The organism is Actinoalloteichus fjordicus (assembly GCF_001941625.1).
GTDB classification, from domain to species: Bacteria; Actinomycetota; Actinomycetes; order Mycobacteriales; family Pseudonocardiaceae; genus Actinoalloteichus_A; species Actinoalloteichus_A fjordicus.
On record NZ_CP016076.1, the window covers coordinates 3,154,265 to 3,173,041 of the forward strand.

Annotated in this window: 15 protein-coding genes; 9 read left to right on the forward strand and 6 right to left on the reverse strand. The window is 71.0% G+C overall.

Annotated features, from left to right (window positions below; genetic code table 11):
• Positions 1 to 51: 51 nt before the first annotated feature.
• Positions 52 to 1,056: a peptidoglycan recognition protein family protein gene (locus UA74_RS30780; RefSeq protein WP_232237753.1), complete on the reverse strand. Its 1,005-nt coding sequence runs from the start codon at positions 1,054 to 1,056 to the stop codon at positions 52 to 54.
• Between the two features lie 1,108 nt (positions 1,057 to 2,164).
• On the opposite strand from UA74_RS30780, the gene UA74_RS14025 reads away from it, so the two are divergent.
• Positions 2,165 to 2,782 (forward strand): DUF4041 domain-containing protein, encoded by a 618-nt coding sequence (locus tag UA74_RS14025; protein WP_198043020.1) that lies wholly within the window; start codon positions 2,165 to 2,167, stop codon positions 2,780 to 2,782.
• Between the two features lie 351 nt (positions 2,783 to 3,133).
• Here UA74_RS14025 and UA74_RS14030 read toward each other — a convergent pair whose 3' ends face one another.
• From UA74_RS14030 to UA74_RS14040, 3 genes are all read right to left on the reverse strand, one after another.
• Positions 3,134 to 4,039: a glycoside hydrolase family 16 protein gene (locus tag UA74_RS14030; protein ID WP_075740630.1), complete on the reverse strand. Its 906-nt coding sequence runs from the start codon at positions 4,037 to 4,039 to the stop codon at positions 3,134 to 3,136.
• A 211-nt stretch (positions 4,040 to 4,250) separates the two neighbouring features.
• On the reverse strand, positions 4,251 to 5,843 hold the full coding sequence (locus tag UA74_RS14035) for a DHA2 family efflux MFS transporter permease subunit (protein WP_075764527.1): 1,593 nt from the start codon (positions 5,841 to 5,843) through the stop codon (positions 4,251 to 4,253).
• Between the two features lie 295 nt (positions 5,844 to 6,138).
• On the reverse strand, positions 6,139 to 6,966 hold the full coding sequence (locus tag UA74_RS14040) for a M55 family metallopeptidase (RefSeq protein ID WP_075764529.1): 828 nt from the start codon (positions 6,964 to 6,966) through the stop codon (positions 6,139 to 6,141).
• A 350-nt stretch (positions 6,967 to 7,316) separates the two neighbouring features.
• Between UA74_RS14040 and UA74_RS14045 the strand changes: the two genes are divergently transcribed.
• The 4 genes from UA74_RS14045 to UA74_RS14060 are packed head-to-tail and all read left to right on the forward strand — an operon-like array spanning position 7,317 to position 13,238.
• Positions 7,317 to 9,137: an ABC transporter substrate-binding protein gene (locus UA74_RS14045; protein WP_083683199.1), complete on the forward strand. Its 1,821-nt coding sequence runs from the start codon at positions 7,317 to 7,319 to the stop codon at positions 9,135 to 9,137.
• A 1-nt stretch (position 9,138) separates the two neighbouring features.
• On the forward strand, positions 9,139 to 10,197 hold the full coding sequence (locus tag UA74_RS14050) for an ABC transporter permease (RefSeq protein ID WP_404799990.1): 1,059 nt from the start codon (positions 9,139 to 9,141) through the stop codon (positions 10,195 to 10,197).
• Entirely contained in the window at positions 10,194 to 11,171 is a 978-nt protein-coding gene (locus UA74_RS14055) for an ABC transporter permease (RefSeq protein WP_083683201.1), read from the forward strand. The genes UA74_RS14050 and UA74_RS14055 overlap by 4 nt, the downstream gene beginning before the upstream one ends.
• Positions 11,172 to 13,238, forward strand: a complete 2,067-nt coding sequence (locus UA74_RS14060) for an ATP-binding cassette domain-containing protein (RefSeq protein ID WP_083683202.1) — start codon at positions 11,172 to 11,174, stop codon at positions 13,236 to 13,238.
• A gap of 456 nt (positions 13,239 to 13,694) precedes the next feature.
• Here the strand turns inward: UA74_RS14060 and UA74_RS14065 are convergent, their stop codons facing one another.
• Positions 13,695 to 14,786 (reverse strand): DNA cytosine methyltransferase, encoded by a 1,092-nt coding sequence (locus UA74_RS14065; protein ID WP_075743803.1) that lies wholly within the window; start codon positions 14,784 to 14,786, stop codon positions 13,695 to 13,697.
• A 472-nt stretch (positions 14,787 to 15,258) separates the two neighbouring features.
• Between UA74_RS14065 and UA74_RS14070 the strand changes: the two genes are divergently transcribed.
• The 3 genes from UA74_RS14070 (at position 15,259) to UA74_RS14080 (ending at position 16,884) form a co-directional block, all read left to right on the forward strand.
• Positions 15,259 to 15,705, forward strand: coding sequence for a very short patch repair endonuclease (locus UA74_RS14070; RefSeq protein ID WP_318533302.1), 447 nt, complete (start codon positions 15,259 to 15,261; stop codon positions 15,703 to 15,705).
• Between the two features lie 291 nt (positions 15,706 to 15,996).
• The gene (locus UA74_RS14075; protein ID WP_075743805.1) at positions 15,997 to 16,197 is read left to right on the forward strand and encodes a cold-shock protein; all 201 of its coding nucleotides are present in this window, start codon (positions 15,997 to 15,999) and stop codon (positions 16,195 to 16,197) included.
• A gap of 258 nt (positions 16,198 to 16,455) precedes the next feature.
• Positions 16,456 to 16,884: a hypothetical protein gene (locus UA74_RS14080; protein WP_157442218.1), complete on the forward strand. Its 429-nt coding sequence runs from the start codon at positions 16,456 to 16,458 to the stop codon at positions 16,882 to 16,884.
• A gap of 66 nt (positions 16,885 to 16,950) precedes the next feature.
• Here UA74_RS14080 and UA74_RS14085 read toward each other — a convergent pair whose 3' ends face one another.
• A complete protein-coding gene (locus UA74_RS14085; protein ID WP_075740634.1) occupies positions 16,951 to 17,628 on the reverse strand; it encodes a class I SAM-dependent methyltransferase in 678 nt (225 codons plus the stop codon).
• A gap of 205 nt (positions 17,629 to 17,833) precedes the next feature.
• Between UA74_RS14085 and UA74_RS14090 the strand changes: the two genes are divergently transcribed.
• A complete protein-coding gene (locus tag UA74_RS14090) occupies positions 17,834 to 18,397 on the forward strand; it encodes a TIGR03086 family metal-binding protein (protein ID WP_075740635.1) in 564 nt (187 codons plus the stop codon).
• Positions 18,398 to 18,777 lie beyond the last annotated feature (380 nt).

An 18,777-nucleotide genomic window follows, 5' to 3' on the forward strand; every position in this document is an offset into this window, starting at 1 on the left:
TCGTCCTCCGGACGACGTCGACGGCCCGCCTGCCGCCGGGCAGGAGGTGGATCAGGACGCCTGCGCGCTCTCGTTCGCCGAGACGTCGGCGGCCGCAATCGTCGAGTCCTCGGCCAGTGCCGTCCGGATCCGGGCGACCAGGTCGTCGACGTCGATGTTGCCGTTCGCCGCGCCGAGTTCGGCGACCATCGCGGTCAGGACGTCGACCTGCTTGCGCAGTGCGACGAGCTGAAGATAGGTGTCGCCGGGGTACTTCTGCCCGCTCTGGCCGGGAGTGAGGTCCTGGTAGAGCCTGGTCATCCGGTTGCGCAGCTCGGTGAGTGCCAGCCAGATGTCGCCGGGCGGGTGCGAGTTGCTCAGGCCCTGGCGCAGGCTGTTTCGGATCTCGAACAGGGCGGTGCGCTCGTCGGGGGTCATGTCGTCCTCCAGATCGTCGGATGCGGCGAGCCGGTTGATCTCACCGATTCGTGCCTGCGCGTGGCGTCCGGGACAGGCGGTGGAGGCGCCGGGCGCGTCCCGGTGCCCGCCGTTGAGCTGGTTGGCCCGCCACCAGCCATGGGCCGCGCCGTGGCGGAGCAGCCAGGCGACGGCGCGGATCTGCTGGTCGGTCATCTGCTGGGTCTCGTAGTTGCCGATCAGGCAGATCGCTCTTGAGATGTCGTTGCGGCCCCCGGTGTGCGCGCCCTGACGGTCGACGCTGTGGCCCTGATAGATCGCGCCCGTCGAGTCGATCGCGAACGTGTACGAGATCCCCCCGCCGAAGCGGGACTGGCCGATGTCCTCCAGCGTCCGCACCGCTGCGGCGCCGGACCCCGACGTGACGCTGTGGTGCAGCCACACCTCTTGTGCAGGCAATGGCGCGGCCCGGAAACCGTCCGGATAGCGGGCGCCCCATGCGGCGCGACTGATGATCTCCATGGTGGACTCCTCCTCGGTTCGACCGTCGAACCCGGCGGTGAGTGGCGACCACGGGCGCTCGGCGAGCCTGCCCGCCTGGGCATGGCGGGTTCGCGGCTCGGCGTGGCTCGATACGGTCGCGTCGGGCGGCGATGCCACGACGATGCAACCGGTCGCCTGGACTGTCCTCCGACGTCCCGATCCGACAGCGGATCAGGGCCTTGCTGGCCCTCGCACGCACGGGCCGCTCGGTCGGCCTGCCTGCGCGGCACGGCACGTCCGACTCCTCACCAGCCTGCCGTCCCGCAGGCGGACGGCCGTGAGATCCGGCTCGGTGGTCCGGTCGGGGCAGGGGATCGGCGGCCCGACTGTGCTCGGCCGTCCCGGCGAGCACCGGGCGCGGCGGTCACCGAAAGGATCGCCGTGCCCGCGCAACGCTGAAACCGGGCGGAGACCCGCCGACCTGCGGTGGTCATGTCAGCCGTTCTCCGTTCTCGTCGACGGCATTCACTGAACGCCTCGTGGAGCCTTGATCCGCCCGACATGCGGAGATCATCGGTGGCGAGGTCTGGTCTTGTTCGCAGTCGACCAATCCTTGTCGGCCTTGGTCGAATAATAACCGGCATCGCTTCCGATTGGCTATCAATTGGTCCGTCTGGATCGGATTGTTCGCCCGACCGGCCGCTTGCTCACGCGGATTTCATATGGTCGTGCACTCGCCGTGGTCGCGGCGGCGTGATCGGGCGCTCCGCTGTCGAGGTGCCGCACGGCCGTCATGCGTTCCCGGCGATGCAATCGGCCATCGCCCCAGCTCAGATGTGGTGTATCTGCGGTTTGTCTCTTTCGCGAAGCCGTTGTTCCGCCCGTCTCTCGTCTGGTCCGGTCATCGTGGATCGGACCCGTCGCACACGGGGATCGCGGGGTTCTCCGGCATTGGCAGCGCGATATCGGCGGCGACTCGTGCCGAGGATGCCGACGGTGCGGATCGAGCCGGTGAAAGCGGCTGGTCCGCCGCCGTGCTTTACCGGATGCGGTCGGGGCTGAGGTGCCCCGACGAAATCGACAGCGACATTCCCGGTGCCTGCCCGGTCAGGGCAGGTCATAGGGCGTCGTGATCGTGCTGTAACACAAGCCGGCGGTCGATCGATCTGCAAGGTGTGTGACTCGCGCGAGGCGGCCGATCCGGACGTCGCCGACTAATGGAGTGGTGCGGTCAGTGCTCGGCAGACGGCAGCAGCTTGAGGTGCTCCGGCGGTGTGAGGAGCGCTTGCGACGCGATCGCGTCGACGCCCTGGAATTCCTGGCGGGCGGGCCCCAGACACTTGCGGCCCGTCGGATACTGCAGGACGAGCCGACTCGACTGCCGTCGGCGGGCCGGAACGGCGCGGGGGAGCGCGGTTCCCCCGGCAGCTCGATCGCCGAGTCCTCGCGTCGTGAGCCGGGCGTCGACCCTGCTCGGCGGGACGAAGCGGACGGCACGGTCCGTGCGGAGGTTCGTCGACGTCGTCGCAGGCTGGCCAGAGCGGGTCGCGCGCTGCGGTCCACGTCCTCCCGGCTCACCGGCGGCTCCCGGCCGCGCGGCGGTTCTGCGGGCGGCGGTGATCTGGCCGAGCTGCTACTGCGTGCGTATGACGATGCGGCCGCCGCCTGCGGTCGTGACCTGCGCGGGATCGGACTGTCCGCGGCGCTGGAGCGACTCGAGCGCTCCGTCGACGTCATCGACCGGATCGGGTCCTCACTCGCGGTGCGGATCGCTCCGGCCTATCACGCGCTGCGGCGGCGTGAACTGGAACTGGCGGCGGGCACACTGCCGCCCGGGCGGCGGGCGGCGGCTCGGGAAGCCTCGCCGCAGGCGCCGTCGCAGCGGGGGCCTCGTGACGGCTGATCGAAGCGGCCTCGGCTCGCGGGGGACCCATCCCCGACCGGGCTCAGCGTGTCGTGGCGCAGCGCGGACGGGGGCTCGGCGGCCGAGTCGGCTCCGGCCGGGCGGGCCTGCGGAGCCCGTGGTCAGGAGGCGGCCGCGCCGTCGGCGGGACCACGGCTTCTCGGAAGGCGCCCCGGAAGTAGCGGTGCGGGGTTCGTGGGCCACACACCACGAACCCCGCACCCTGGAGGCCGTAGGGACGGTTCCCGCACCGTTGTGAGCGTGGGGCCTCCCCGAAAAGGCCGCCTGCTCACACCTGTCCCGTCCCCACGGACGAACATCCGACCCAGTCGGTCGGGGTCGGCAAGTAGGTCAGTTCTGTTCCACCTTCACCCAGTCGATGAGGTAACGGGCGTCGTCCGCCGCGACGAGGTCCACGGTGGACTGCGGGATGCCGTGATACGGCTGGCTCACCCCGTTGACGCCGTGCGGGTAGTCGCCGCCGAGCGCGAAGTTCAACAGCAGGAACTCCGGATCGTCGTAGACCCACTGTCCGTACTGCTCGACCTCGGCGCGGCTGACCGTGTAGACGTGTCGGTCGTTGATCCAGAAGGTGAAGCCCTGCGGCGACCATTCGACGCTGTAGACGTGCCAGTCCCACGGGTCGAGCCCGTCGAAGTACTGCCGGGCGTGCAGCGGGGTGTCGCCCGAGTAGCCGGGGCCGTGCAGCGAGACGTTGGTGAAGGGCTCGCCGACGCTCTCCATGATGTCGATCTCGCCGCTGGACGGCCATGGCGTGCCGTGGCCGATGCTGCTGCCCAGCATCCAGGCGGCGGGCCAGAGACCGGAGGCCTGGCTGCCCTGCGGCAGCTTCAGGCGCACGGCGAAGTTTCCGTAGGTCCAGTCGCGCTTGTCCTGGGTCTTGAGGCGACCGGAGACGAAGTCGTAGGTCCGGCCGTCTGGCGCGACGGTGCCGGGGCGGTACCGGGGATGGATCGCCAGCGCGCTGTCGGCGCCGTCGACGTTCTGGTCGATGTAGAGCACCTCGGGGGAGTCGATGTAGGCCTGCTGCTCGTTGTTGACCGTGCCGAAGTTCGTCCCGGTGACCTCGACGGTCCAGTTCGACGAGTCGATGCCGGGTCCGGAGAAGTCATCGAAGAAGACGACCGCGGCGGCATCGGTGTCGGTGGGGGACTGTGCTCCCGCCGGGAGCACCGGCAGGGCGACCAGGAGGGTGGCTGCGGCGCCGAGCGCCAGAGTGGCGCGACCTCGTCTCATAGGGAGACTCCTTCTCGTGATCGTGCGAGCCGCCGCCTACTCACGCACCACGAATGTAGTGAACGATTTTCTGGAAGCAGACGTTAGCCGTCGCTTGATCACCATCACCAGGGGTGATCGGCGCTGAATCGATTCTGAGCTGCGGAGATTACCTCGAATGGCAGATCGGTTCCGCCTCGTCGCTCGGGGACACGGGGTCGGGGCGGGCTGCTCAGCCGCCGTCTCGACGCGGTCGCTCCCGGATGAGCGTGGCAAGCAGGACCGACCCCAGCATCATCGCCCCGACGGCGGTGAAGACCACGGCGAAGGTGCGTGCCAGGCCGTCGACGATCGGGGCGGCCAGCAGGGGGTCGAGCGTGCTGAGGAAGGACGTGTCGTTCAGATCGACCGAACCGGCCCGCATCTCGGCCACCAGCGCCGCCTCCGATGTCCCGAGAGTCGCCTCGTCGGCGATCCGCGCCGTGAACTCCGGTGAGTCGAGACTCGACCGGAAGGCCGTCGCGATGCGTTCTCCACTGAGCGTGAACAGCAGCGACAGCACCACGGCGGTGCCCGCGACGCCGCCGAGTTGGCGGGAGAAGCCGGACAGCGAACTGGCCACCCCCATCTCCGTCCGGTCCACGCTGTTCTGCAACGCCGTGAGCACCACCTGGAAGTACATCCCCGTGCCGAGACCCAGCAGCGTGAGCACCAGCGCCGCCTGCCACAGGTCGGGGGTCGCCGCGAACCCGAGCAGCAGATAGGCGCCTGCCATGATCGCGAGTCCGCTGGCCAACAACACGGTGAACCGGCCGGTGCGGGCGATCACGGGCCCGCAGAGCATGGCGCCGAGGGTCATCGCCAACGCCTGCGGGAGTAACAGCAGGCCTGCTGCGGCGGGTGCCATGCCGAGCACGATCTGGAGGTAGAGCGGCACCAGCGCCATCCCGGCGAACATGCCCATTCCGCCGAGGAAGTTGACGACGTTGACCAGTGCGAAGGCCGGTCTGCGGAACAGGCGCGGCGCCAGCAGGGCTGCGTCGCCCATCCACCGTTCGACCTGGGCGAATGCGATCAGCCCGACCACGCCCACGCCCGCCGCCGTCAACGCCGCCGGAGACGTCCAGCCCCACTCGCGCCCCTGCTCGGCGAGGATCAGCAGCGGCACCACGCCCACGATGAGGGTCAGCGCGCCCCACCAGTCCACCCGGTGGTCGACCCTGGGCGTCTCGATCCGGAACAGGGCGCCGACCACGATGATCGCGAGAACCCCCAGCGGGACGTTCACCAGGAAGACCCAGCGCCAGCCCGCGATGCCCGCCAGGGTCTCGGCCTCGGCGAACACGCCGCCGAGGACGGGGCCGAGCACGCCTGCGAGGCCGAAGACCGCACCGAGTCTGGCCTGGTAGCGGACCCGTCGGTGCGGTGGGAGCAGGTCGGCGATCACGGCGAGTGCCAGCGGAAGCAGCCCGCCCGCGCCCAGACCCTGGATGCCGCGGAACACGGCGAGCTGATACATCGACTGCGCGAGGGCGCACAACAGCGAGCCGACGGTGAAGACGACGATCGCGATCAGGTAGAGCCGTCGGCGGCCGAAGATGTCCGACAGCTTTCCGTATAACAGCGTCGAGACGGTCATCGTGATCAGATAGGCGGTCGTCACCCAGGCCTGCACGGTCAGCCCGCCGAGTTCGTCGGCCACGGTCCGCAGGGCCGACATCATGATCATTCCGTCGAGCGCGGCGAGGAACACGCCGAGGATCAGCCCGGCGACCACGGCGTTGACCGTCCGCCTGCTCGGCTCGGTGCTCTCCACGGTCGTCATCGGCGTGTGCCGCCGCTGCGCGGCTCCGCGACCGGGACCGCTCTCGCTCTCCGGCCCGAAGCCGGTGCGGTGGCCGGAAGAGGGGGCGACGCCTGCACCGGGCCGCGACCAGGCGGGCCCGGCGGCCGGTGCGCGAGTGCCCGGCGGCGCGGCAGGGGGCGTCCGATCGAGACGGAGGAGCGGCGAGCAGCCATCGCGAGCGACCCTTCGTCGGCGGGCATCGGACTCGAACCGGGTGCGGCCCGACCCTAGGGAGCCCCGCTCGAACGAGGATCGAGGAGCGCGCCGCTCGTCGTCAGCCGTAGATGCCCTGGATCGCGCCCGCGGCAATCGCCGTGACCACCTTGAAGCACTTCATGGCCTCGGTCATCGTCGGTGCGTCGAAGCCGACCCTGCGGACGTCGAGCTGCTCGACGGTGGGGATCACCGCCGTCGCCGCCGCCAGGTGCGCGGCATCGAACTCCACCTCGATCCGATGCGGCGCCGCCGTGCCCTCGAATCGCCCGGCCGAGGCCATCCCGTGCTCGGCCCGCGCGGCGATCAAGGCGTGTGTGCCTGCGGGCGGCAGGCAGATCGCGGCATACCGGCTCACGCACTCCTTGACCGGCGCCAGCGCGGCCTCCGGCGCGTAGCTCACCGCGTCCAGGCAGGTCTGGTCGTCGCCGGTGACCAGGACGACCGGCACGCCGTGCTCGGCGGCAAGCGCCGCGTTCAACCGTCCCTCGCTGGCGTGAACGCCGTCCAGCCACACCCCGGTGATCGAGTTCTCCAGATAGGTGTGGGAGAGCACCCCCTCGGCACCCGCCGCCGCGTGGTAGCCGAGGAACACCACTCCGTCCATTCCGGAGTCCACGCCCTGCATCATCGACAGCGGCTTGTGCCGCCCGGTGAGCAGCCGAGCCCGCTCGTCCAGATCCTCCAGCAGGAGATTGCGCTGCGAGGAGTGTGCCTCGTTGACCAGGACCTCGGTGGCGCCCGCCGCGTACAGCCCGGTCACGCAGGCGTTGACGTCGCCGGTGAAGACGCGGCGGAACCGCTGCCACTGCTCGGTGCCGGGGCGGACGTCGTCGGTCCAGGTGACGCCGGTGGCGCCCTCCATGTCGGCGGAGATCAGGATGCGCATGTCGCACAGCGTAGGCATCGGCGCCGCCGCAGCCGATCACCGACGCACGCCGCGCCCACGTCCGTGGACAAAGCACTCCTGCGCCCCGCCCGATGGTCACTCTTGTGGCGGACCGACGCCGTTGTCTCGACCGGCCCGAGCCTGCCGCGGCGGCCCGTGCGGAGCGATGCGAGCGCGGTGTCGGTCAGTCGACCGGCGACGACTTGCTTCGAGGTAGAGGCGTTGATCCCGGGGAGGCGAAGATCAGGTTACGGCTGTGTTCGGGCGGGCGAAAGTGGATCGGAAGTCATTGACTCGCCTTGGTGTCAGGTGGTTGGTTTTCTCCCACTGGGTGGAAAGGGGCTCACCGGATGAGAGTCAGATCAGGCGCCGTGGCGGCTGCCGTCGGAGTGATCGCGGCGGTGACGGCACCCGCCGTCGCGCCGGGCGTGGCGGGCGCGGAGACGGAGGAGACGGCGGAGTCGCCGACCGTGCTGCGAGTGGCGGTGACGCAGAACATCGACTCGCTGAACCCGTTCATCGCGATCTTCGCCTCGTCCACCGAGCTGATGCGGCTGATGTACGAGTTCGTCACGCTGCCCTCGGCCGAGGACCAGTCGCCCGTCGGCGGGCTCGCCGAGAGCTGGGAGACCTCAGAGGACAACCTGACCTGGACCTTCACCATGCGTGACGACGTCCAGTGGTCGGACGGGGAGCCCGTCACCGCCGAGGACGTGGCCTTCACCTACAACCTGATGCTCGAGGACGAGGCCGCCCGCACGGCCAACGGCAACTTCGTCAGCGCCTTCGAGTCGGTCGTCGCCGAGGACGAGACCACACTGGTCGTCACGACGGCGACACCGCAGGCCACCATGCTCGCCCTGGACATCCCCATCGTCCCGGAGCACATCTGGTCCGAGGTCGACGACATCGCGTCCTTCACCAACGACACGATGCCGGTCGTGGGCAGCGGTCCGTTCATCCTGACGGAGTACCGGGCCGAGCAGTTCATCCGGATGGAGGCCAACCCCGACTACTTCCGGGGGCCCGCCGAGATCGACGAACTCCAGTTCCTCTTCTACCGCAACGCCGACGCGGCCGTCCAGGCCCTGCGGACGGGCGAGGTGGACCTGGTCAACCGGCTTACGCCCGCGCAGGTCGACGCGCTGCGCGACGTGGAGGGCATCGCCGTCAACGAGGCGCAGGGCCGCCGGTTCTACGAGCTGGCCACCAACCCCGGCGCGGCGACGCGGGACGGCACCCCGATCGGGGACGGCCACCCGGCGCTGGAGGACGTCCGCGTCCGGCAGGCGATCAACCAGGCCATCGACCGGGACGTGCTCGTCGACCGGGTGCTCGGCGGGTACGGCGAACCGGGCGCGGGCTACATCCCGCCGGTCTTCCAGGACTACCACTGGACGCCGTCCGAGGAGCAGCGCTGGGACTTCGACCTCGACGCCGCCAACGAACTGCTGGACGAGGCCGGTTACCCGATGGGCGACGACGGCGTCCGAGTCGACGGCGACGACCGACCGCTGTCCTTCCGCCTCTACGGCCGCAGTGACCGCGCGTTCGACACCCAGGCGGGTGAGTTCGTGCGGAACTGGCTGGGTGAGATCGGCATCGAGGTCGACCTCCAGATCATGGCGGGGACCCGGCTCAACGAGCTGACCGGCGAGGGCGTCTACGACCTCGCGTTCAGCGGCTGGGGCGTCAACCCCGACCCCGACTACGTGCTCGGCATTCAGACCTGTGGCCAGCGTCCTGGCGAGGACGGCACGGGCGGCACGACCGACGCGTTCTTCTGCGACGAGGAGTTCGACGACCTCTACGCCGCCCAGCTGGCGGAGTTCGACCCCGAGGCACGGCGGGCGCTGGTCGCCGACATGCAGGAGCTGTTCTACGAGCAGTCGTCCTCGATGACGCTGTTCTACGAGAACGCACTCGAGGCGTACCGGTCCGACCGGTTCGAGGGCTTCCAGCTTCAGCCCGATCCCGGCGGCGTGATCCGGGAACAGAACGGATACTGGGGTTACTACGGCGCGCAGCCCGCCGACGGTGCCGCAGGCGGCGGGGGCGGTGTCGACACCGGCGTGATCCTGGCCGGGATCGCCGTCGTGGTGCTGCTCGGCGGCGGGGCGGCCGTGTTGATCGCCCGACGTCGTCGCGCTACGGCCGACGATCGGGAGTGACCTGGTGAGTGATGTGCTCGCCCCCTCCGAGTCTCTGGGCGACGCCCCGGACTCGGAGGGGCGTTCAGGGGGCGGCAGCGGCCTTGCTCGGTACGTGGCGAGCAAGGTCGCCGGTGCGGCGACGAGCCTGCTCCTGGTGATCCTGCTCGGGTTCTTCCTGTTCCGGGTGCTGCCCGGCGACCCGGTGCAGACGATGACCAGGGGCCGGGCGGTCAGTGCCGAGCAGATCGCGGAGCTGCGAGAGCGCTTCGGCCTCGATCTGCCGCTGTGGCAGCAGTTCATCGACTACCTGTTCGGCGTGCTGCGCGGCGACCTCGGGGTGTCCTACTTCTACAGCAGGCCGGTCTCGGACCTGATCGCCGAGCGCTTCTGGCCGACGGTGCTGCTCGCGGGCTCGGCCACCATCCTCGCGGTGCTGCTGGGCATCTGGCTGGGCACGCGCAGCGCCTGGCGGCACGGCAGTCGGTTCGATCGGACCGCCACGGGCGTGGCGCTGACCCTCTGGTCGGTGCCCACCTTCTGGCTCGGCCTGATCGTGCTGATGGTCTTCGCCGTCGGCGTCGGGCCGATCCCCGGCATGTTCCCCACCGGGGGCATCACCTCGCCCGACACTCCCCCCGGCGTGATCCCCTACGTCCTGGACGTGGCACATCACCTGGTGCTGCCCTGCATCACGATGGTCGCGGTGATCTTCGCCCAGTATCAGATGGTGATGCGCTCCTCCCTGCTGGAGGAGATGGGCGCCGACTACCTGACCACGGCGCGGGCCAAGGGACTGCGGGACGAGCTGGTGCGACGCAGGCATGCCGTGCCCAACGCGATGCTGCCGACGGTGACGCTGATCTTCCTGCACCTGGGGCTCGTGGTGTCCGGGGCGATCATGGTGGAGACGGTGTTCTCCTGGCCGGGGCTCGGCCTGCTGACCTACCAGGCTCTGGACGTGCCCGACCTGCCGCTGCTCCAGGGCACCTTCATCGTCCTGGCGGGTGCCGTCGTGGCGATGAACCTGGTCGCCGACCTCCTCTATCGATTCCTCGACCCCAGGGTGCGTGCCTCATGACCGAGACGCGAAGCCCCAGCGACGACGGTCCTGCCGAGCGGGTCTCGGTCCCGCCTGCCGGGGGCGACGGGCCGGTCGTCAAGCCCCGCAGCCCCAGGGCCATCGCCTGGGCCCGGCGCAGACGGGCCTTCGCCACCGGCTGGACGTCCTTCCGCAGTCAGCGGGCCGGCCTGGTCGGTCTCATCGCGCTGGCGGTCATCGCCGTGCTGGCACTGGCGGCGCCGCTGCTGACGGACGCCACCGGGCTGGACGTCACCCAGGCCACGGCGGACCGGCTCGAGCCGCCGAGCATGCAGTACTGGCTCGGCACCGACGAGAACGGCCGGTCCGTGCTGCTGCTCACCTGGTGGGGCGCGCGGATCTCGCTGCTCGTCGGCCTGGCCGCCACGGTGCTGTCGGTGGGCATCGGCACGCTCGTCGGCGTGCTCGCCGCGCACTTCGGCGGGCTCACCTCGGCGGCGCTGATGCGGGTCACCGACTTCTTCCTGGTCGTCCCCTCGCTGGTCCTGGCGATCGCGTTGTCCACGGTGCTCGCCAGAGGCCTGGGCACCATCGTGCTGGCCATCGGCCTCACGGCCTGGCCGACCACCGCTCGACTCGTCCGCGCCCAGACCCTCGCGGTGGAGGCCAGGCCCTACATCGAGCGGGCCAAGGCACTGGGTGCGGGCCACGGCCATCTCATCGGCAGTCACGTACTGCCGGGCGTGCTGCCGCTGGTGTTCGCCAACACCACGTTGGCCGTGGCCAGCGCGGTGATCGCCGAGTCCACGCTGTCGTTCCTCGGGCTCGGCGACCCGACGCAGGTGTCCTGGGGGGCGATGCTGAAGTCCGCGATGGACACCGGCGCGGTCACCGGGGGCGCCTGGTGGTATCTGCTGCCGCCCGGTCTGGGCATCGTCACGGTCGTGCTGGCCTTCACCCTGTGCGGCAGGGCCTTGGAGACAGTGCTCAATCCACGTTTGCGGGGGCGTTAGGTGACGTTGCTGGAGCTGAGAGACCTCACCGTCGACTACCGGTCGACGCGGGGGCCGGTGCCCGCCGTGCGCGGAGTGAACCTGAGCCTGGACGCGGGTCAGACCCTCGGCCTGGCGGGCGAGTCCGGCTGCGGCAAGAGCAGCGTGGCGATGTCGGTGCTCCGACTGCTCCCGCGTACGGCACAGCTGGGCGGCGAGGTGCTGCTCGACGGCGAGGACGTCCGCACCATGTCCTGGAGCAGGCTCCGCGCGGTGCGCTGGGCCGGGGCCTCGGTCGTCTTCCAGGGCGCGATGCACGCGTTGAACCCGGTCCGCACGGTCGGCGAGCAGATCGCCGAGCCGATCCGGCTGCACGGCATCGACGCCTCGGCGTCCGCCTCGCCGCCGGGGACAGGCACGACCGCGCCCGCAGACTCGGCGGGCAAGGGCGGTCGGGCCGCGACCGGCGGGAACTCGCGGCCGTCCTCCTCGAGGGTCGACCGGCGGGTGGTCGAGCTGCTCGGCCAGGTGGAACTGCCTGCCGGCCGTGCCTCGGCCTACCCGCACGAGCTGTCCGGCGGCCAGCGGCAACGGGTGATGATCGCCATGGCGCTGGCCTGTTCGCCCCGGCTGATCATCGCCGACGAGCCGACCACGGCGTTGGACGTCATCGTGCAGGCCCAGGTCCTGGAACTGATGACCCGCCTGGTGGCCGATCGAGGCCTCGGCCTGATGATGATCAGTCACGATCTGTCGGTGCTCGCCTCCTGCTGTGAGCGGCTGGCGGTGATGCACGAGGGGAAGATCGTCGAGGAAGGCCCGGCCAAGGCGGTGATCGCCGATCCCGAGCACGCGCACACCCGCGCACTCGCGGCGGCGTTCCCGGAGGTCGGCGACCCGGCATCACGTCTGACGTCGGGACGGGCGGGGGCCGGGGTCGAGCGGATCGTGGCCTTGGACCCCGCGTCGGCCCCCGTGCCCGCGCCCGAGCCGACGACCGGGGCCCTTCAGCCGCTGCTGTCGGCCACGGGCGTCTCCGTGGTCTTCCGAGGCAGGCACGGCGGCCGGACCCGCGCGGTCGACGGCGTCGACCTGCACGTCGAACGAGACGAGATCGTCGCGCTGGTCGGACAGTCCGGATCGGGCAAGACGACCATGGCCCGTTCGCTGGTCGGCCTGCAGCCGTTGGCGGCGGGGCGAGTGCTGTTCGAGGGGAAGCCGCTGCCGACCGGCGGGCGTGGCCTGCGGGACTACCGTCGCCAGGTCCAACTCGTCCTCCAGGACCCGACGGGGGCCCTGAACCCGCGCCACAGCGTCTACGAGTCGGTGGCGGAGGGCCTGCGGATCCACCAGGTTCCCGGCGACGAGCAGGAGCTGGTCGCCGCCGCGTTGGAACAGGCCGAACTGCGTCCTGCGGAGCGCTTCTTCACCGCGCTGCCGGACGAGCTGTCCGGCGGACAGCGGCAGCGGGTGGTGATCGCGGGCGCCCTGGCGCTGTCGCCGAGGGTGCTGGTCGCGGACGAGCCCGTCGCCTCCCTGGACGCCTCGGTGCGCGGCGAGATCCTCGCCCTCCTGCTGAACCTCCGTGTCCGACTGGGCCTGTCCACCCTGGTCATCACGCACGACCTCGGACTGGCCTGGGCGATCGCCGATCGCGTGGCCGTGATGTACCGGGGCCGGATCGTGGAGACGGGGACCGTCGAGGAGGTGCTGTCCGATCCGCAGCACGAGTACACCCGCAGGCTCCTCGCGGCCGTGCCCGCGCCGCTCGCGCGTCATCGGCCTGATCTGCTCGGGACTCCTGATCTCGGCACCCCCGCACTCGGCATCACGGTGACGGATCCGGCTGCGCCCGGCGGCGACCTGCCGCCGGCCCCGCCCCCCGGCGCCGCAGCCGCGACAGCCGCGACGGCAGGCGAGGCCGTCGACTCGGCGGATCTCCGTTCCGCGCAGCCTTCCGACGCCGAGCCTGCGGCGGTGGAGCCCTCGGCCGCCGGCCTGACCGCTGTGGGCCCGGCAGGCGGGGACACGGCGGGCCTGTCGAGCGGTACGGAGTCGACGACGGGCGGCGAGACCGACCGGACCTGACGGACCAGACCGCCGCCGAGGTCGACCACGAGGGAGGCGGCGGTCTTCGGCCTCGGCCGTGCCGCCGTCTCGTACCACGGCCGTCGCTCGCCCGGCTGCGCGCTGTCTCGCCTGCTGAGCCGCGAGCCACGTGTGTGTCCGGGGGACTGCCCGCCGTGCCACTGCTCGGCCTCGGTGGCCGCCGCTCTGGCGCGGGGCGCACCACGTCGCAGTGCCGTGGTGCCGCGGGCCGCCGGCTCAGGGGGCCGCAGACCCGTGCGTGCCGCTGCGCCACACGAGCTGTCTGCCGGTCGGCCTCGACGGCGATCGGACCTCGCAGCCTGCCGCGCGGCGCGGACCGAATCGGCTTCCTGCGCTGTCCGGCGAGGTCAAGAAGGTGCCCGCGCCCGACGTCCGGCATCGGCACGTCCGGTCCACCGCTGCCGTCACCTGAGCGGCGGCTGCCGCGCGCCCGCGTCAGGCCAGCGCCGCCGAGACCTGCCCCGCCAACGCGCGGGCGAGGCCGAGGGGCACCGCGTTGCCGATCTGTCTCGCGATCTCGGCCTTCGTGCCGCACCAGCGGAAGTCGGCGGGAAAGTCCTGGAGCAGGGCTGCCTCGTAGTGGGTGATCGGCCGGTTCACCCGGCGGGCGGGTGCGTCCGCCTCCCACTGCGGATGCAGGTACTGGCCCTTCTCCGGCTTGAAGAACTCGGTGCGGATGGTCAGCGAGGGCGCGTCCCAGCGCATCCGGCCCATCACGTCGGTGGTCCCGGTGGGCTTGTCCCGCCAGCACCTCGGCAGCAGCTCTCTCGGCACGTCGAACCGCCCCCCGCCCGGCGGAACGGAGTCGTAGCGCCGCAGGGACAGTTCGGTCGGCCGTCGGCCCAGATGCAGGTCCAGCCCGCTGAAGACGCCGGGAAAGACCCGACCGAAGAACGTGGTCGTCGTCTTGGGCAGCTCGGTGGTGTGCGGACGTTCCGGCAGTTCGGCGATGCGGCTGCGGGTGCCTGCCCAGGGCAGCAGGCTCGCGGCCCCGCCCTCCGTCTCACCTCGGCCGTGCGTCGGGTCCGGGAGCGCGATCGGGCCGACGCGGGAGCCGATGATGATGGTGCGGCGCCTGCGCTGCGCCACGCCGTAGTCCGCGGCGTTCAGATGGCCGTAGGTCAGCGTGTAGCCGGCCAGACTGCCCCCGTCGACCTCGGCCCGCAGCAGGCCGAACTCGGGGCTGCTGAGGAAGCGGTCGACGTTCTCGATCACGAACACCTTCGGGTTCGCCGCGCGCACGACGCGTACGTACTCCCGCCAGAGCTGGTTGCGCGGGTCGGCGAGGTCACGACTGCCCAGGCTGGAGAAGCCCTGACACGGCGGCCCGCCGACCACGACGTCCACCGACGGAACCTCCGCCGCCGGCACGGTCGCGATGTCGACCGGCCGCACGTGATCCTCGCCGAAGTTCGCGGCGTAGGTGGCGGCGGCGTACGGATTGGACTCCACCGCGAGGGCCGTGTCGAAGCCTGCCGCGACGAACCCGCCGGTCATCCCGCCGCACCCTGCGAACAGGTCGATCATCGTCGGCACGGCGTCATCGTAAGCCGGACGGGGGACGGACCCCGTGGTCGGCCCGCCGTTCCGCCGGGTCGCGAGCCTGCCGACTCCGGCTCGTCCGGATTCCTCGGCGACGTCCGGGGTCGTCCTCGTGGGGCCTGCACCGCCAGGCGCGTGGGCTGAGCCCGCGATGTGCCGAGCCGCCAGGGGACGGCGGCCGGGAGTCCGGTCGAGCCGGGGCGGGCCGGAGCCGGTCTGGGCGGTGGCTCGTGCGCCTCGGACCGTCATGATGAGGCGGAGCCCGATGCCGCAGCTCGCACCAGAGTGGATCAGCAGGCCTCAGCGCGGCGCGATCGGCGCCTCCGGCGTTTGGGCATGCGGGCGGGCGGCACGGCCGTTCTCGGCAGCCACAGGCCCCCGGACGAGGGTTCGTCGCGCGCGTGCGCGTGCGTCGGGTATGCCGACGGCGTCGCGGGCGGTCATTAGGCTGCCCGGCGTGACGGGTGCGGCGAAGGCGGAGTCCTGGGCCTCCTCGCCGGGAGTGCGCACGGGCATGCGGGCCAACAAGGGGCGGGACACTCGGCCGGAGCTGGCCGTGCGCCGAGCCGTCCACGCCATGGGACTGCGGTATCGAGTCTCCGCTCGTCCGCTGCCCGGCCTGCGGCGCACGGCGGATCTGCTCTTCACCCGCGTCAAGGTCGCCGTCTTCGTCGACGGCTGCTTCTGGCACGGCTGCCCACGACATCACACGGTCGCCAAGACCAACGCCGAGTACTGGGCGGAGAAGGTCCGTCGCAACCGCGAACGCGACCGGGAGACCGACCGACTGTTGATCGAGGCAGGCTGGCGGCCGTTGCGTCTCTGGGAGCACGAGTCGGTGGACGAGGCGGCTCTGCGCATCGCGGAGGAGGTCCGCCGCGAAGCCCGCCCGAAGCATTCGTGACCGGCCCGACCATCGATCCGGGGCGATCTTGGGTCGGCCCTGGGACGCACCGAGACCCCGTGTCGACACGCCGGGAGAGATTCGCCCATTGGGCCGCTACCTACCCGCCGCGATCGTGCTACGGTTGCGCCGGTTGCTGTTGCAGTTCCTCGCATGTTCTTGGACGCCCGCGGAGCCACATAGCGGGCGTTTTCTGTACGTGGGCCCCGGTCCATGACGGGGGACGACGAACCAGAACCCGGGATCCGCGAGGTGCGGATCCCGAATCGTCCCTACAAGGAGACACAGTTCATGGCTCAGGGCACCGTCAAGTGGTTCAACTCGGAGAAGGGCTTCGGCTTCATCGCGCAGGACGGAGGGCCGGACGTGTTCGTCCACTACTCCTCCATCGACACTCAGGGCTTCCGTACGCTTGAGGAGAACCAGCGCGTGGAGTTCAACATCACCCAGGGCAACAAGGGTCCGCAGGCGGAGCAGGTTCGCCCCATCTGATCTCGAACCCAAGTGTGAACACCCAGGTGTGAACGAGGTGCCCCGACGAGTTCGTCTCGTCGGGGCACCTCGGGTATGTGGACATGGTTCACCGATCGAGGTCGACTTCCGGCGCATCCGTTGTTCGGCGGGTGACGAGCCCGTTAACGTGGAGCCGGAAGTCCGGGTAGCCGTCGTGGAGACCGGATGACCTCTCGTCCGGCCGCACTCGGGTGCGCAACCCGGCCGCACCGGGTGCACGACACAGGGAGAAATGCAGTGACACGGAGGGTCGACCTAGGCGCGGTCCGGTTCCGACTTCGGATGAACTGGCTCCGTCGGATCATGCTGACCTTGACCGGGTCGACGCCGCGCAGCTGTCGGGTCGACGTGGGACTGCATCAGGTGGTCATCCGTGCAGGCCGGTTCTTCCGCACCGCGTTCCCGCTCCGATCGGTCTCCTCGGTGATCGTCCTGCCGCACCACCGCGTCCCCGGCGCAGACGCCGGCCCGGACGGCGTGCGGCTGCTCGGAGCACGCACGGCGTTGGTCCAGATCCTCCTGGAGGCCCCGGCACACGCTCGCAAGCTCGGCAAGCGCATCGCCGTCCGCCGCGTGACCCTGAGCGTCGACGACCCGAGCCTGTTGATGACGGTGTTGAGCAATCGAGGCCACCGCCGCGCCGGGCGACGTTCCGTCACCCCCTGAGCCGCCCCGCCCACGGGCGAAAGCCGGCCCGGTTCCGCCCTCGTCGAGTCTTCCGACGCCTGCTGATCAACTCGGCTCTGCCGCCATCCGCCACACCGTGGTCCGTTTGACCGCCGTGTCCTCCAACGCGGCCACCACCGGGACCTCGTAGTCGGCGAGCGCGTCGAATCGACTGCGCGGCAGATACATCCGCCCCGGATCGCCGACCAGCACCAGCGCCCCTCTGGCCTGCGCCCTGGCCAGCATCGGCAGCACCCGCGCCGCCATCGGCCGTTCGTAGAAGACGTCGCCCGCCAGGACCACCTGGGCGCCGAGCCCGTCGCCGTCGAGCAGGTCCGCCGGACTTGCGGTCACCGCGACCTCGTTGATCGCCGCGTTCAACCCGATCACCGCGACGGCGAGATGATCGATGTCGCTGGCGACGACGTCGGCGGCACCCGCCAGCGCGGCGGCGATCGCGACCAGTCCCGAACCCGACGCCAGATCGAGCACCCGACGCCCCGCCAACAGCTCCGGATGATCGAGCACATGTCGGGCCAGCGCCTGCCCGCCCGCCCACGGGAAGGCCCAGAACGGCGGGGGAGTGTCCGATCGCCCGGACGAGTGTTCGATGCGCTCCCACAGCTCGATCGCCTCGGCAGCCAGCCGTAACCGGACCTCTGGGACCAGGGGAGTGGTGGTGACGGCCGTCTGGGCGTGGATGAAGTCGATCCGGGCGGCCGTGCTGAGTTCGTCGCCATGCACGCCGTGATCCTCGTGCAAGGCGGACGCACGCGGTCGCCCGGGTTCGCCTCAGACTCGCCGAACCGGGGTGCCGACTCCGCTCCGTGACCGGCGATCCGAGTGCCGTCGGCTGCGCAATGATCCTCCTGCGGATTCGGAGCCGCGTCTTAGGCTTTCGAGGACGACTCGGTGGCCCGCCCACCGTTCGCGACCCGAGGAGGAACCGATGGACCTGCTCGATGCCCACCGCCGGGCGATGGAGGAGTTCGACCGTCGTGTGCGGGCGGTGCCCGTCGACCGCTGGGACGCGGCCACGCCGTGTGCCGAATGGACGGTCCACGATCTGGTGAATCATCTGGTCGTCGAGCAGCTCTGGGTACCGCTGCTGCTGGACGGCGCCACCGTCGCCGAGGTGGGTGACCGCTTCGACGGCGACCAGCTCGGCTCCGATCCGGTCGCGGCCTGGTCGGCTGCCGCCCGTGTCGCCGAGGAGGCCTGGCAGGAGCCGGGTGCGGTGGAGGGCATGGTGCACGTCAGCACCGGGCTCATTCCAGCGGCGGAGTACGGCTGGCAGATGGTCGACGACCTGACGGTGCACGCTTGGGATCTGGCCGTCGGGATCGGCGTGGACAGCGCCTTGGATGACGGCCTCGTCTCCGCCGTCCACGACGACCTGCGACCCCATATCGACGAGTGGCGTGGTGCGGGTCTCTTCGCGCCGCCGCTGCCTGCGCCCGCGGGGGCGAATGAACAGGACCGGCTGCTGGCCTGGCTGGGCAGGCAGGTCTGATCGACTCGCCGCCCGACGGCACCGGGTGACGCCGCCCGCCATCCGAGTGGCCCTCCGGGAGTCGGCGTGGGCGTGCGGCACCACGGCGACGGGGTCCGGGCGAGGGGATGCCGCGATCGGCGAGAGCCGAGCGGCGCGGGCGTGGACCGGCCGACTGTCCGGTCTCCGGCGTCCGCCGATGCAGTACGGGGAGTACGGGCCGCCATGCTCGACGGGGCCCGAGCATCGAGGTGGAGCCGGGCGGGCGGCCCCGCGCCGTCGGACGCCTCGGCGCGGGGCGTCACGAGGCGGGCGAGCGCCCGCCCCGTCGGGGGCCCGACGAGTTGTCGGCTCGGCGCCTTCCGACGGCGGTGCGGCCGTCTCGACGGGTTCGGCGTCGA

Coding starts and splice junctions, on each gene's coding strand:
- UA74_RS14075 (WP_075743805.1), top strand. CDS start 15,997: ATGGCTCAGGGCACCGTCAAGTGGTTCAACTCGGAGAAGGGCTTCGGC.
- UA74_RS14065 (WP_075743803.1), bottom strand. CDS start 14,786: ATGATCGACCTGTTCGCAGGGTGCGGCGGGATGACCGGCGGGTTCGTC.
- UA74_RS14030 (WP_075740630.1), bottom strand. CDS start 4,039: ATGAGACGAGGTCGCGCCACTCTGGCGCTCGGCGCCGCAGCCACCCTC.
- UA74_RS14035 (WP_075764527.1), bottom strand. CDS start 5,843: ATGACGACCGTGGAGAGCACCGAGCCGAGCAGGCGGACGGTCAACGCC.
- UA74_RS14040 (WP_075764529.1), bottom strand. CDS start 6,966: ATGCGCATCCTGATCTCCGCCGACATGGAGGGCGCCACCGGCGTCACC.
- UA74_RS14055 (WP_083683201.1), top strand. CDS start 10,194: ATGACCGAGACGCGAAGCCCCAGCGACGACGGTCCTGCCGAGCGGGTC.
- UA74_RS14090 (WP_075740635.1), top strand. CDS start 17,834: ATGGACCTGCTCGATGCCCACCGCCGGGCGATGGAGGAGTTCGACCGT.
- UA74_RS14045 (WP_083683199.1), top strand. CDS start 7,317: ATGAGAGTCAGATCAGGCGCCGTGGCGGCTGCCGTCGGAGTGATCGCG.